General features: G+C 67.9%; 16 protein-coding genes. 8 read left to right on the plus strand and 8 right to left on the minus strand.

Going from position 1 to position 14183, the window contains the following annotated elements; all coding sequences use genetic code 11:
* Positions 1-73 precede the first annotated feature (73 nt).
* Positions 74-964: a GNAT family N-acetyltransferase gene (locus OG456_RS37835; protein ID WP_266569653.1), complete on the plus strand. Its 891-nt coding sequence runs from the start codon at positions 74-76 to the stop codon at positions 962-964.
* 320 nt (positions 965-1284) lie between these two features.
* On the opposite strand, the gene OG456_RS37840 is transcribed toward OG456_RS37835, so the two are convergent.
* The 5 genes from OG456_RS37840 to OG456_RS37860 form a co-directional block, all read right to left on the minus strand.
* On the minus strand, positions 1285-2940 hold the full coding sequence (locus tag OG456_RS37840) for a hypothetical protein (protein WP_266569654.1): 1656 nt from the start codon (positions 2938-2940) through the stop codon (positions 1285-1287).
* 7 nt (positions 2941-2947) lie between these two features.
* Complete coding sequence (locus tag OG456_RS37845; protein ID WP_266569655.1) at positions 2948-3151, minus strand: hypothetical protein; 204 nt, start codon at positions 3149-3151, stop codon at positions 2948-2950.
* A 165-nt stretch (positions 3152-3316) separates the two neighbouring features.
* Entirely contained in the window at positions 3317-4675 is a 1359-nt protein-coding gene (locus tag OG456_RS37850) for a HEPN domain-containing protein (RefSeq protein ID WP_266569656.1), read from the minus strand.
* Positions 4676-5633: 958 nt separating this feature from the next.
* On the minus strand, positions 5634-6134 hold the full coding sequence (locus tag OG456_RS37855; protein ID WP_266569657.1) for an NUDIX domain-containing protein: 501 nt from the start codon (positions 6132-6134) through the stop codon (positions 5634-5636).
* A 35-nt stretch (positions 6135-6169) separates the two neighbouring features.
* Positions 6170-7525 carry a helix-turn-helix transcriptional regulator gene (locus OG456_RS37860; RefSeq protein ID WP_266569658.1) on the minus strand — a complete coding sequence of 452 codons (1356 nt, stop codon included), beginning with the start codon at positions 7523-7525 and terminating at the stop codon, positions 6170-6172.
* Positions 7526-7728: 203 nt separating this feature from the next.
* Here OG456_RS37860 and OG456_RS37865 point away from each other — a divergent pair, with 203 nt between their 5' ends.
* From OG456_RS37865 to OG456_RS37895, 7 genes are all read left to right on the plus strand, one after another.
* On the plus strand, positions 7729-8136 hold the full coding sequence (locus OG456_RS37865; protein WP_266569659.1) for a hypothetical protein: 408 nt from the start codon (positions 7729-7731) through the stop codon (positions 8134-8136).
* Between the two features lie 12 nt (positions 8137-8148).
* Complete coding sequence (locus OG456_RS37870) at positions 8149-8631, plus strand: ATP-binding protein (protein ID WP_266569660.1); 483 nt, start codon at positions 8149-8151, stop codon at positions 8629-8631.
* Positions 8632-8739: 108 nt separating this feature from the next.
* Positions 8740-9180, plus strand: coding sequence for a hypothetical protein (locus OG456_RS37875; protein WP_266569661.1), 441 nt, complete (start codon positions 8740-8742; stop codon positions 9178-9180).
* A gap of 159 nt (positions 9181-9339) precedes the next feature.
* Positions 9340-9537: a DUF5999 family protein gene (locus tag OG456_RS37880; RefSeq protein WP_266569662.1), complete on the plus strand. Its 198-nt coding sequence runs from the start codon at positions 9340-9342 to the stop codon at positions 9535-9537.
* Positions 9534-10199: a hypothetical protein gene (locus tag OG456_RS37885; RefSeq protein WP_266569663.1), complete on the plus strand. Its 666-nt coding sequence runs from the start codon at positions 9534-9536 to the stop codon at positions 10197-10199. Before OG456_RS37880 ends, OG456_RS37885 begins: the two co-directional genes overlap by 4 nt.
* Positions 10200-10305: 106 nt before the next feature.
* Positions 10306-11331, plus strand: coding sequence for a thymidylate synthase (locus OG456_RS37890; RefSeq protein WP_266569664.1), 1026 nt, complete (start codon positions 10306-10308; stop codon positions 11329-11331).
* On the plus strand, positions 11328-11903 hold the full coding sequence (locus OG456_RS37895) for a nucleoside-diphosphate kinase (RefSeq protein WP_266569665.1): 576 nt from the start codon (positions 11328-11330) through the stop codon (positions 11901-11903). The genes OG456_RS37890 and OG456_RS37895 overlap by 4 nt, the downstream gene beginning before the upstream one ends.
* Here OG456_RS37895 and OG456_RS37900 read toward each other — a convergent pair.
* From OG456_RS37900 to OG456_RS37910, 3 genes are all read right to left on the minus strand, one after another.
* Entirely contained in the window at positions 11857-12099 is a 243-nt protein-coding gene (locus tag OG456_RS37900; protein WP_266569666.1) for a hypothetical protein, read from the minus strand. The genes OG456_RS37895 and OG456_RS37900 overlap by 47 nt on opposite strands.
* A 260-nt stretch (positions 12100-12359) precedes the next feature.
* Complete coding sequence (locus OG456_RS37905; RefSeq protein ID WP_266569667.1) at positions 12360-12908, minus strand: hypothetical protein; 549 nt, start codon at positions 12906-12908, stop codon at positions 12360-12362.
* Complete coding sequence (locus OG456_RS37910; RefSeq protein WP_266569668.1) at positions 12886-14181, minus strand: WXG100 family type VII secretion target; 1296 nt, start codon at positions 14179-14181, stop codon at positions 12886-12888. Before OG456_RS37910 ends, OG456_RS37905 begins: the two co-directional genes overlap by 23 nt.
* Between the last annotated feature and the right edge of the window lie 2 nt (positions 14182-14183).

The following is a 14183-nucleotide window of genomic DNA, read 5'->3' on the forward strand; positions in this document are numbered from 1 at the left end:
CGCGGCACGCGGCCGAACCTGAAAGGCATTGAGCAAGTGCTCCCCGTGCCGGAGAGATCCGGGATCATGAAGCATGCTCCCGGATGACTGGCACCTCGCCCAAGACGTTGACGACTTCCTATCCCGAGCCGGGGACTTCCTGCGCTCGCGCCCCGCCCTGCACAACACGCCACTGACGGACATCGAGAAACTGCGGATACGCGGGGCGGCCGAACACGACGCCGCAGCACCCGTCTTCGGCCGACTGCAGTCAGAAGGTGAAGTCCACGCGGTCTTCTATCTCACTCCGGGCGGCCGCCTGGGCCTCACCCCCCTCTCTGTCGAACAGACCGACGCCCTCGCCACTCACCTGGCCGGCCTCGGCCACTCGCCCTCCCACGTCATCGCGGACCGCGACACTGCCGACGCTTTCGCCGAGTCATGGCAGCGGCACACGAGCGCGGCGCCGGTACCGCCTTTCTGGCGGACGCATCTCTACCGTCTCGGCACGCTCACCCCACCGCAGCCGCGCCCGGAGAGCCGGGGACGCATCACGGGCGGGCAGGACCGTGAGCAAGTCGTGCACTGGTGCCGTGAGTTCTGTGTCGACGTCGGGGAGCAGCCCTCCATCGACCTGATTGACGCCGGCTCCTGGGACGACTCGCGTTTCGGCGACAGGCACTTCACGTTCTGGGAGACCCCGGACGGCACCCCCGTCGCGATGGCGGCCGTGACCTCGATGGTCGGCGGCATGGTCCGGGTGGACCCCGTCTACACCCCGGCCCACCTCCGGGGCCGCGGCTACGCGGGCGCCGTGACGGTCGAGGCGAGCCGGGCAGCACTGGCCGCGGGCGCGACGGATGTCGTCCTGTTCACGGACCCGGACAACCCCACCAGCAATGCCCTCTACCAGCGCATCGGGTACGTCCACGTCGCCGACTTCGCCGGGTACAAGTTCTCCTACGGCGCACCACAAGCCGGGTGAGGGGCATGACCGACGCAAACGCACCTGCCACCAGTACCGGCTGCGACCGCCGCGAAGCGGCTGAAGCTGCGTCACAGCGACTCCGTCGATGGTGAAGTTGTGGGCTACACCGGCCCCGTGGCGCGGCCTAGGGCACTCGCCGTGCGTCTGCCCGACGGGCGCATCGCCTTGTCGCGGACCCTGCCCGGTCCGCTCGCCGCTCACCTCGGAACGCTGCTTGCTGACTCCGGTCCGCCCCATCGCGCTCACACCGCCGGGGGCGACTCGTACAACACCCTCCCGCACGACCTGCCGTCGAGCGGCCCGCCCTGTCCCGCCGATCAAGCTTCGGCACGCTGCGAGTTCGCGGACGCGAGGTCGGCGAGAGTGTTGAGCGCGGCGGCGGTGAGTTCGACGACCTTGATGAACTGCGCGTCGGGTTGGAGCTTGTCCAGGCCCGCGCGGACGAGGGTGGCCTGCCAGTTCTTGCTGCGGGGGTGCGCGACCCCGGTCGAGCGCAGGCCCTGGAGCAGGCGCAGGGGTCCGGTGGACGGCTCGGGGTCGGCGCCGAGGGTTTTCACCCAGGCCTCAAGGCAGTTGATCGTGGTGTCCTTGGGGTCGGCGCCGGGGAGCTTGCGGATGACCTTGACGTCGAGGTAGTCGATGACGCCCTTGGCGAGGGTGAGGATCTGGTGGTCCGTTTCCTGTTGCTCACTGCTGGTGGGCATGTGCAGGCCGTCGAATGCCGTCTTGTCGGTGGCGTCCCAGGGACGGTAGATCCCCTCCCCTGTGATCCGGGCCAGCTCAGTGCTGAACCGCTGCCGTGCCGTGGTCAGGCTGAGCAGAGGATTGACCGGCCCCTCGTACCACTGGCCGAGGATGTCGCGCCGGTAGCGGGTCTCGTCCGGCCCGCCGTTCGGTGCTTCGTTGAAACTGAGCCAGTGGGAGCGCTCCGGGCTGGGCAGGTCGCGTCCGAGGTCTCCGAGGTAGGCCTCGACGAGGCCCTCCTTGTTGCGGCCGATGCTGATGCTCCACAGTCCCAGGCAGGTGAGGCGGGTGCTGTCGATCTGGTAGCGGGAGGGTTCCGAGGCGTAGCGGCGCAGGACGTCGCGGCGGAAGTAGACCGGGGTGAGGTAATGCGGGGTGCCGCGGTCGTTGAAGTAGTCGCTCAGCTGGTCGGGTTCGCAGGTGGAGACGACGGGCTGTCCGGTGGCCGCGTCCACTGCGATCGTGAACTGCGGGTACTGCTCGTTTCGGGGGTGGGGGTGGCCGAGGTCTGCCGGCTTCACGGCCAGCGGCAGGATCAGGTGTTTGCCCAGGAGCCGGACGAACCCCGGAAGTTTGCTGGCTCCTGGGATGTCGCCGCTGTGGAAGACGTAGTGACGGTCCCTGGAGCGGTCGGTCGCGTCGATCTTGGGGGCGGGCACGTCGGCGAGGCGGGTGACTCGGTCGTACTGGACGACGAGGATGCGGCGGCGGGCGGCCAGGTAGCGCCGCAACGGCAGCGCGGCGATGTCGATCTCCAGGTCCGTCTCGGTGCGCCGGATACGGACGAGTTCCTGGTCGCGGCCCGCGTCGTCGAGGTAGTACCAGCCGCCGTCGCTGCGCGGGACGGCCTCGAAGTACCACAGGAAGGACGGGGTGAGCTCGATGGTCGGCTCTACGTGCGGTTGTTGGTGCGCACGGCGCTGAACGAAGAACTCGGCGTGGTGATATTCGTCGGTCAGGCCATCGTGGAACACGAGCGTGCCGTCGCCGTCTTCCCAGGCGCCGGCGCTGCCCACGGATCCTTGTGTCCAGGCAGGGTCCGCGAGGGCGTGCTCGGTGCCAGCCGTCGTGGTCAGGTAGCTTCCCAGACCCGCATCGCGCCGGTCCAGAGTTGCGTGCAGGACGGTGACCCAGTCGGTCGGGGTGGAGTTGAGGGCGTCCAGGTGCCCCTCGGCCCTGGCGTCGCGAGGCAGGCCCTCGCTGCTGCCGCGCCGGTATACGAGCGTCACGTGCGGATTAGTCCTCGATGATGCGGTAGTGGGTGTCGACCTTGAGGCCTTCGTCCCGGTGCAGGAACCACAGCAGGTGGCGGCCGGGCTCCGGAGAGCTCCACTCCAGCGGCGAGCCCTCGGGGTAGAACGCCGCCCCGGCGGCCTCGGCTTCGGCGAGCGTGTCGAAGTCGCCCTCCGGCTTCTCCGGCCCGATCAGCCTGTACTTCATGCATCCCCCTGGTCACGGCGGCCCCGCCTGCACTCCGGCGCGGCCAGACGCCCCCTCCGCTGACGGACGGGACAGCCCCTAACACATCATAAACACGTTTCCTTCACCTCTTGCCCGGCAGCCCCGCCCGCCCGGAAGGGCGAGGCAGGCCCGCCCCTGCCGGCCTCAACCCGCTTGCCCCCCAGACCTGTTGCCGAGGCGCCCGCCTGGGCGGGCGGCAACACGGCAGCCACTCCCACGTGAACACCACCGACCGACCTCACGGGCACCGCCGCACGAACGGCACCGGCGAGTCCCCGGGGACAGCCGGCCGAGATGCGCAGCGAGAGCCGCCCGCGAACACGGCGACCTGCGCGTGCCGTCGTACTTGGAGCGCGCACTGTATGCCTCCTGCACGACTGTCTCGACCTGCTGGCGCAGGGACGAGGTAAGGAACAGGGCGGCTGCGCGGGACCGGACCCTTTCGCTGATGCCCTCATGCTTGTCGTTGGGACTGGTCATCAGGGCTTCCAGCGCGATTACGTAGTCCAAGTGCAGCTCATCGACCTCCTGTTCCCACACACCGTCGTCGCTGTAGGTGCGCTGGTATGCCTGCAGCAGGTGCCGGGCGGCGCGCTCGAGACGCAGGGCGCGCCTCCTGGGCAGCCTTCGGCCACTCGTGGTGCCATCCATGACGGCGTCGATCTTCGCTGCCACGGCGGTGCAGAAGGCTTGCAGGCGCGGGAGTTCCACCCGGGTGATGTGGAAGCAGCCAATCTCGCGGACTTCGACTTCCTCGTGCCTGCCGTCGTGGTCTTCGTAGATCTGGAAGGTGGTGGGCACGCGGTTTTGGTGCAGTCCGAACTCGCGGCCGCGGTCGACGTCGAACACTGCATCGACATGGAGGAGTTCGGGGCTCCACAGGATCAGCGGCAGCAGCGCCCTCCAGTGCCAGGCTTCCGGCCGCGGGCCGGTGAAATCGAACCACGGCGCGCCGCTGCGGTCCGACGCACGGTCCGGATCGGGGGCGTGGACGAACGGTGCGCCGGCCAGGAGACGGAGGTCGAGCCCGCCCGGCTGGAGGTCGTAGAGGGCAGGCATGGGGCCCAACTGCCTCAGTTCGTCGGCGGTGAAGGTCTGCAACGTGTACCGGCCCAGCGGGATCCGTGTCCCCTCGGGAAGGTCGCCGGTCAGCAGTAGCCAGTCCTCCACTGCCGGCGCGGGCGCCGTGCAAGAGGCGACGAAGCTGTCCGCAACCTCTTCCGCTGGCACCGTCACCCCCTGGGCAACCAGACGGGTTGCGTCACCCAGTCCCGATCCGCCCAGGAGCACAGACCATCGGGGCAGCCAGTCACCATCAGCCTTGCCGTACAGGTCGCGGTGCTCGGATTTCGGCGCGGCGTCCATCACCGCGTTGATCACGGCATCGAACTCCGGCTGCGTCGCCAGTGCTACATCGGTGATTGCCTGAGGTATCGAGGGCAGGTTCCGTGCCTGCTCGAGCCGGGCAAGGACGGCCTGACGCAGTGGGGATGTGACTTCCATGCGGCACGAAAATAGCGCACCTACACCGCCCACGAGACCTCAACCGTCAAGGCCACAGCTCTCAGCCTGAGCAGGCATTCTTGCGTTGGCCAGCCTGGCGCGGTACCGGCGATTACCTGCGCCCTGCGGTCCTCAACCCTCGGCTTCACGGAGGGCGATGATGACGATCTGAATCGGCGTCTGGGGATCGGCCCGGAGCAGCACCCGCACAGCCCGAACGCCCTCAACCCGACCTCCCCGGCCGTGAAGCAGCTACACCTCGCCCACCTGGAGATCGCCTCCGAGATCACAAGCGAGATGCAGCGCCTGACTGCAGAGCCCCTCGCCCGGCCCGGCCTCGCCCAGCTCCGCGTACCCGGAGCTGGGCGAGGCGGCGCTCGGCATCTCCCGTCAGGCCGCCTGCAAGCGGTGGCCCGACGCCTTCGACCACAACGCCGTCGAACAACCGCTGCCCCGAAAAGCTGCTGACCGTTCCCGCAGCGGGCAGCCCAGAGCACGCTGACTGGATCCACTCCTGGGCACGGCACGTGAACGCTCTGCCCTGAGGGCAGCGCCGCCCCTGTACACGGAAAAGTGCGGGCCCCAGCGGACGGACGGGCGGATCACCGACTCGACGCCACCCCAGTAGTCATCAGCGACCTCCATGCGGCCCTCGACCACTTCCCCGATCGGCTTGATCTCCAAAGCCATCTCCCAGCCCTCCGACCCTGCCCCAACAAAGTTTGTGATCAATCTACTTGGGCCAGAAAAACGGCCGCTCGTGTGTCGAGCACACCGACGGCAGGGATACCTCACCTACGGAAGGGCCACAGCCGCATCAGCCAGCCACTACTGCTCGTCGTCCGCCGCTCGGAAACTCGTCACTGGGCAGATCAGTGCCCAGATGACCGACAACGAAAGCAAGCAGTGCAGGACGCCGCCGGTCACGTCCGAAACACGGTCTGGCAGCGGGTAGGGTCTACTCCCAGCCGTCCAGGGAAACCTGCGGTCCGGCAGAGAGGTACCGCTGAAGGGCACTGGCTGTGGTGTCCACGAAGTGCTCGGGAATGGCCCCAGCGTCGACCCAGCAGACCTGGGCATGCTTGCGGGGCTCACGGTTCTCGGGTTCCCCGGTCCAGTCATGGGCAACGAAGACCACGGTGAGGAAACCGTTGGGCGCTTCGACGCCCCAGGCTCCGTGGATGATGTGGGCGACCTCCAGGGATTCCGCCTTCACCGCCAGACCGGTTTCTTCGTACAGCTCGCGGACAGCGGTTTCGGTGATGGGTTCGCCGGGTTCGCGCTTGCCGACGGGAAGGTCCCACATGCCCTGGGCGAATTTGGCGTTCTGGCTGCGCTGAAGGAGGACGACTCTATTGGTGGCCTTGTCGTGGACGATGACGGCTGCAACCAGCAGGGTCATGGATTCCAGGGCGGGCTTAAGGGCTTTGGGTTGATCGTCGGCCTGCGGTTGAGCCATGGTTGCGTCCCTTCGTCGGCCGGTTGGTGGGCAGCTTAGGCCAGTGCTTCGCATGCGCGGCGGGCGAGTCCAGCGGCTCCGGGTACTTTGCGGCGCTGGTAGACGGTGAGGGTGGAGCGGAGTGAAGTGATGGCCTTGCGGGTTCGGTCGGAGGTCATGCCTTCCATGAGCGTAAGGGCCTGGGACCAGGCAGCGACGGCTTCGTCCGCACGGCCCTGGGCGGCGAGGCTGTCTCCGAGGTCGGCGTAGGTGAGGGCGTGGACGCGCTTGTACTTCTCGGGGTCCCAACGGACCAGGGCGTCGCGGTGCTGCTGTTCGGTGCCGACGTGGTCGGCGAGGTCTGTGAGGGTGCGGGCGGTGTGGCTGGCAACGGTGCCAGCGGCTGGGCCGCTGACGCGGGAGTAGCTGGGCTGAGGGCCGTCGTCCCTCAGGAGAGTGTTTTCGGCGGCGAGCAGGGCGCGGGCCGCTGCGGGCTTCTCGCTGACAGCGGCGTAGGCGCGGGCGTGTGTGATGTGGAGCAGGGCTTCGGTCTGACCGTCGACGTAGCCGATCCCCCGCTGTAGGGCGCCTTCGACGAGGGCAACGCAGTGGTGGGGTTGCTTGAGGCTGAGGGCCTGGTGGGCGAGTGCGCGCATCATCCAGGCAGCATGGCCGTGCGGGTCGCCTTCGCAAGCGAGTTGGTAGCCGACTCGGTAATAGCGCTGGGCGGCGCCTTCCTGGCCGAGGTCGTGGTGCTTCCATCCTGCCAGGTAGGCGAGTTCGGCGACGGCTGCAAAGGCCTCTCGTCGTAAGGCTTCACTCACATAGCGGCCCCGGAGCATGGGAGCAGCGGTGTCGGCGAGGTAGGCAGTAACCGTGGTCAGGCCGTGTCCGCCGCCAAGTCGTTCGTCTGCCGCGCTGAAGGCTGCGGTGATCTGGCGTACGACGTCTACGTCCTCGGCTCCTACCACGGATGTTCCAGTGCGGGCGCGGAGCATGCGGGCTGTTGCCTCGTGGTCGTAGGCGAGCGGCATGGCGACGCCGACCGTGGTGAAGGCAGCTACCGCGAGGAAGCGGCGGTGTTCAACGTCGGCGCGGCCCAGCTCTGTGGCGGCGAGGACGGGATCCGGGTCGTCTGGCTCTTCTGCGTCTGGTGCCCGGAGGCCGATATCGGTCTGGGTGATGATGCGGCCTGCCCGGCGAGACAGGGCTTCTGCGAGGTACTGGCCCGTTCGGCCTGTGGGCTGGCGGGTTCCGTTCACCCAGTGCGAGACGGCCGACTTGTTGGTCTGGAGTACCTCGCCGTTCTCGGCCGCGATGCGCCGGGCGTCCTTCGCCAGGGCCTCGTACGTGCAACCGCTCGCCTCGATGGCTTCACGCAGGCAGGAGTTGGGTTTTCTCGGCGCCGCCACGCTCGCCTCCCGTCCGGGCTGTAAACCACGTATACCGCTTCAACTACCTCTCACCGTACCCACTGTGCGTGACGAGCGGTTCACTAACCATCAGCTGCCCGGCCCGTTCCGACACCATAATCAGGGCTCCTCCTTCGGCCGGGTTGCCCAGAAGTTCCTTCCATCTGCACGGAGTTACCCGGCCAATCAGAGACGGAGACACGGTGACCACCATCGACACCGCGGCCATCGCGGTTGAGCTACCAGAGGTGTCCGACGAGCAAGGGAGCCTCCTGCCCGGCGTTCAGGTCGGCGGTTGGCACATCGCCTTCGGCCCTGCCGAGTGTTTCGTCTGCTTCGAGTCCAGCACGTGGCTCATCACCGACCGGAAGCCTGCAGTCACCTCGGTCGTGTTCGGCCTCGCCCGGGAAGAATTCGGTGAAGCGAATCAGGTACCTGGTCTCGGTGCCCACACCCTCCCAGGCGGGCAGCAGGCCGCTGGCCCTCGGGCGATCAACTGTCAAGACGGGCTGCTCCCGACGAACGGGGCACTGAGCGCGAACCTTCGCCGCTTCGACGCTTCTGAGACGACCGTCCGCCGAGTCCTTGACGGACACCGGCGGACTCTGTGATGGAGGTGCGTCGTGGAAGCCATCCAGCCCCTGCAGAGGGTGCTCGATGCCCCTGAGTACCAGGAGAGCCTGACGTTGATCTCGGACGACAAGGCTCCCGGAGCGGCCCGCTCTTTCACCCGCAGCAGGCTCAAAGCCTGGGGCTTGGCTGACCTCTTGGACCGCACGGTGCTGATCGTCAGTGAGTTGATCACCAACGCCGAACAGCACGGTGGTGCCCGTGGCTTTACCGCTGCTGGCGGTTCCTCGCTGTCGGCCAAGCCCGAGCACATCGTGTTGACTCTCGCCGCTCAAGGCGGATTCGTAGCGATCGAGGTTGAGGACAACTCCGTCCTGCCGCCGATCCCTCGGCTCCCGTCATCCGATTCGATCGGCGGTCGCGGCTTGCGGCTCGTGACGGCCGAGTCCGACGCCTGGGGGTTCTTCGTCAACGAGGACGGGAGCGGCAAACGTGTATTTGCGTTCGTCAGTCGCCAACCCCCGTGCCCTGTCTGACTCCTGCGCCGTCCGAATCTCCGCCCGCCCATGAGGTGTTCGCCATGCCTCTCGCCCTGCGCCGGCGACAGCCTCACACCCCACGATTCCTTGACTCAAAGGACCACTATGCAACTCGATGCGGAATCCACGCCGGTCATCACCTCTCGGTACCCGTTATTCGTCCCCGCGGACCCAACCGCTCCCCAGGTCGCGCGGATCAAGGGCCGGACAGGGCTGACGATGCTCGGCTGGCCGGGTAGCCAGCTCGATGCCGTTGAGGTTCTGGGAGTCCTCGTCATCAACGCGCTCGAACACGGCATCACCCCCGGGGCCACCAGACAGCTGCACGCGTGCCTGAGTGTCACCGAGACGCGTGAACTTCTCATTGACGCCACCGACCGCAACCCCACGTTCCGTGACTTCGAGCGCGCCGTCGCCGGTGAGCTCGGACAAGGCCTATGGCGGGCACGGCAGCTAGGCGCTTCGATCTCCTGGTCCGCCGCCCCGGACTTCTCAAGCAAGACCGTGCGGGCGGCCATGCGGCCGCTGGGGCGGGGCGCCCTGTGAGCGCCTGGGTCTCGGCTCACGAACCTCCGCACCGACACCCTGCGCGGCTCCCAGGCGCCCTCTTCGGCGGCCCTTCTCCGCTCCCCCGCGGCTCCGTAGGCACCCGCCGAAGAGGGCCCCCCGTCCCCCACCTCACGACCGACAGGAAGAGCTACGCGCATGTGCCAGCACACGCCCCCCTGCCCCACGGCCGAGGATTCCGACAAGGAGGCCGCGCTCCCTATCGCGCGCCACCCTGAACAGGGCTGGAGCCTGTTGTGCAACCAGGTGCTGCTCTTCGACACCGGCGAGCTGCTGCCCAACGGCACGGTCATCGCCCCGCACCGCCCTCACGCCTGCGAGCGAGGTGCCGCATGAGCACCTCTGCCGACATCGTTATCCCGTACATCACCCTCCGCCGGAACGAGGAAGCCGAGAGCTTCCTGATGCTCTGCGCCCGCATGGAAGACGACCGACAAATGCGGCTCGCCTACATGGACGAGGAACGCGAGGACCGTGACCTGCACGGTGTGCTCTGGTCCCGTGTCTCGCAGTCTCTCGGCGCCGACCGACTGCCGACAGGAGATCCCCGCTGGAAGCTGGTCCACCCGTCCCGGCAGCGGGAGACCATGCTCCGCCTGCGCTGCCAGGTGTGCTTTGCGAGCACCAAAGCCGTGCGCCGCCAGGCGCCTGAGCGGTCCGGCGTCCTGTTCCTGCACACCGCCCAGAGCGACCTGGGGCAGCCTGTTCGTACCTGGCAGCCGCCCGTCTGCGTCGAGCATGCGAAGTTGGCCGCCGCCCGGTGTCCTCACCTGGGCCGCAAGGGGCACGTCGCGCTCCTGGCCCGCCGCTACCGTCTCTACGGAGTGATCGGAACCCCGCACGCGTTGGCCTGCGACGGGGTGCGTGTCCTGGCAGGCGACGACACCCCGATCCCCTACGGCGACCCGCGGCTGCGCTGGTTCCTCGCCTCCCAACTCGTCCGCGAGCTGTCCGACTTCGAAGCCGTGGACCTGGCGGAGCTCACGCCCGCAACCTAGGCCCCGCTCGGCGTTCCTGTGCTGATGGCGGAACGCCGAGCGGCACCACCACCCCGAGCACACCCCTGTCCAACAGCCGCTTTCGGCTGCCCGCTGACCTGGAGAAATGATGCTCACCGCACCCACCTACCGCACCGTCGAGGGCGCCTACCTTGATCTGCTACGGCTGGCCTGCGACAGTCCCGAGTTCAACATCGCGGCCCGCGGCAACGACGCACGCGAGGTCATCGGCGTCAGCTTCCGCCTGCCCAACCCGCGACAGCGCCTCCCTTACCTCGCCGCGCGGAAGGCCAACCCGGTCTTCCAGTTCGCCGAAGCGCTCTGGTATCTGGCCGGCCGCCGGGACCTGGAGATGATCGGCTACTACGCGCCGTCGATGCGCTCCAGCTCCAAGGACGGCGTCACCCTGGGCGGCTCCGCCTACGGCCACACCCTGTTCAATCCGCCCGCCGTCGGAGACACATGGTCCCCGTTCGAGCGGGTGCTGGAACTGCTGCGCACCGAGACCGACAGCAAACGCGGGTACCTGCCCGTGTTCTCGGCCGCCGAACTGGCCGTCGCCGACAACCCGGACATGGCGTGCCTGGCCGGCCTCCACCTGCTCGCCCGCGATGGCTGCCTGCACATGGTGTGCCACATGCGGGCCAACGATCTGGACTGCGGCCTGCTGTCCGACGTGTTCTCGTTCACGATGATCCAGGAGTACGCGGCCATCCAACTCGGCCTGGAACTGGGCCACTGCACCCACACCATCGGCTCGGCGCACGTGAACGAGTGCAACGTCGACCGAGTCCGGCGCGTGCTGAACGAGGCGGAGCTGCGCCGGGCTCCGCACTCGTTCCCGTTCCCTGCAATGTCGATGACGACCGGCCCCGACACGATCATGCGGATGCTGGAACACGAGGCGCTGCTGCGCACCAACACCGTGAAGTACAGCGCGGACGAGATCGCCCGCCTGAACCTCGATGCCTACTGGCAGCAAGCGGTGCTGCTGTTCGAGGTGTACCGGCAGATCAAACACGACGAGACCGACACCGTCAGCCGTGACGTCCTCGACTGCCTGCACCCGGGCCTGCGCTGGCTGTGCGAGAACAAGTGGGAGGCCTGCGCGAGAGCGGAGGGAGCGAAGTGAGCGGCAGGCCGCCGGCGGGCGGTGTGGTCAGGGGCATCGACTTCGACCGGTGGGCCGTCGTGCTGTGCAAGCCGGACGCCGTGGAACGCGACCTGGTCGACGCTGTCCTGGACCGGATCGAGGCCGCGGGCGTGTCCATCCTCGGGCGCATGGAGCTGGTCGCAAAGGCGTGGCAGGCCCACGTGCCCTACTGGGACCTGCTGGTGGACCGCGATTGGTTTTTGGACCGGGACATCGCCGCGTGCCTGGACGAGGCATACGTGGGGCAGCGCGTCACCGTCGCGCTCGCCCACGGAGAGCCGGGCATGCACGCACGGCTGCGCGACCTGTTGGGCCACTTCGATCCCACGCACGCCGCCGCAGGAACCATCCGCGCAGACCTCGGCCAGGACAGCCTGGACGCGGCGCTCGCCGAGAAGCGGCTCGTGCGCATGTGCGTCGGTACAGCGATTCGCGGTCCGCTCGCGGGAACCGGTACGACCCCGTCGTCGACCTGTGCCGCGCGCAGGACATCCCGTACGTGCCCTACCGCCCGCTCGACGCCGCGTGCGGCCGGAAGTACGGGTGGCTGACGAGGCGGTTCACGGCGTCTTCGTCGCTCATCAGTCGCCGCGGGACCTTCATCCCGTAGTTCTCGAACAAGTGCCGGACGCAGTAGCCGCAGTTGAGGGCGAGTTGCTCGGGCGGGCAGATCTCGCACGCCTCCAGCGCCACATCGAGACGGATACGCAACTCGGCAGGGTCGAAGCAGTCAGACCAATCCTCCACGCACCCAACGACCCCGAGCACCACGATCGGCAAGAACCCCGTCCGGGGACGCCGGCCGAGGATGATCCGTTCGACAGAGGCAAGGCCGACGAGGACAGGGATTCGAGGCCGTGTCCTTCGTCGGCTCCACGCCCATCGCCCGCTCGGGTCGGCCAAAGCACGCCCTTCGCAACCCTTGGGCTCCGAGGCCGGGTCGAATGGCTGGCACGCCACGCAGACCATGGGCAGCTCGCGGTCCGGGGCCTCCAGCATCGCTGTCGTCAACCGCCTGATGGTCTGGCCGTACTGGCCGTCTCCAGCCATCGCCGCGCGCCGGCCTCTGCAGCTGATTCCCGCACTGTGAGCACGCCCAGAAGCTCGCCGATGGTGTAGGCCATGAGCGCGGGCAGGACCGGCACGGCGAGGATGATGGCACTGCGCCAACCGAACGTGACGCCCACGTTGCGCCTGGCTCGAAGCCGCTTGGCCGTCCATGTCTGGTCCGGAGTGGGCGGATCCAGAAGGGCCTTACGGTGCCGCCGACGCTGCGCCACCCACCCCCACACCAGACCCGCACAGGAAGCAACCCCCAGCACCGCGTTCACGAGGGTACGGACGGTGCCCGAAACCTCGTCGAAGAACCCCGCGTACATGGCCAGGGTGGCTGCGTAGAGCCCGGAGAGGAGAGCGAGCCACAGCAATCCGGTGATCGTCCGCCGCAACCAGTAACCGACACTCCGTCGGTGCCAGCTTGTGCCGAGCCCGGGCAGGGCCGGGATCTCGACTTCGGCGTACGCGCCGCCGGCTTCAGAAGAAGTTCGTGACGCCATGCCAGAGGTCCTTTCCGCAATCCTTGATGTCGTCCCCGTAGCGTTTGAAATCGTCCCCGGTCTCCGACAACACATTTCCCGCGCCGTGCAGCACACCGCCGACCACACCGTGGTCGTGAATGTCCTCGCTCCAATGCTCGTGGAAACTGTGGTCGAGGACGTTGGTCGCAACCAGCACCGCCCCGACCCCTACCGCGGCCGTCGCGACGGCACCGTCGACAGGGAGGGAGGCCGCGATACCCGCTCCGACCGCCAGACCACCCAGCGCGATGGTCCCGTCCACCGCAACGGACTTCTGCCACGACCATCCCTTGTCGTGGTCGTCCTTCGCCTCTACCAGCCCACAGGCCGCCGCCGCGGCGACATCGACCACCGGCACCTCCCGGAGAAACTCCGGCATGGCCTCGAGCGACCGGCCGGCACGCAGCGCATCTGCGGCATCGGCCAGCTTCACGTTCAGCGCCCGGTCGTACGGCAGCTTCGTGCTGCCATTGTCGGCGCGGGCGATGGCGTCCTCCAAGGAGTCCACCTTCATGACCGCGTCCCGGTACGCACCCTTCGCGGGCAGATCCTTCGGCAGCGCCTTGCCCGCCTTCTGGTACGCCCTGCGTTCCGCTTTCAGGTCCTTCTTCGCGGCGCGTGCCTCGTCCTTGGCGTCATCGATGAGATTGCGGGCGTCTTTCCCCCGCGCCCTCGCGTCCTCGGCGTCGTAGGCATACAGACCGCGCAACGCATCGACGATGGTGACTTTGTCCCCCGTCGACACCTTCCCGGTCACCTGCGCATACAGCCCTCGCAACTCGTCCGCGGCCACAAGGCGGGCATGCTGCGCTGTGTGCAGAATCTCCCGGCGCACCCTGTCGTACTCACCGAACGCGTCGATCGTCTTCTGCTCGTCCACGCTCGGCGGATCGGCGGTCACGAACTCGTTCGGCACGCCCTTCTCGCCCATGGGTACGCCCCTGCGCGTTGCGGTGTGCTCAGCGTTCTGCAACGCCGTCTCACAGGCAGAGAGATGACCGGCGAGCGTGTCCAGGATGCCACCTGCGGAGCTGACCAGCGTGGCAAAGGCGCCGGCGGTCAGCGCGTCCTCGCTCCACGCGGCGCGGAAGTTCTCGGCCGCCTCACCCGTCCACCCAGCATCACCAACGAGCTTCTCGACAGCGTCAGAGACCGGACGGACCGCGTCCTCCAGCGGCTTCTTCGCTTCCTTGTACGTGTCGGCCATCGTGCGCAGTCCGCCTACATCACCGCCGACCCAGCTGTCACCCATCG

The organism is Streptomyces sp. NBC_01446, assembly GCF_026340095.1.
Lineage (GTDB): Bacteria > Actinomycetota > Actinomycetes > Streptomycetales > Streptomycetaceae > Streptomyces > Streptomyces aureus.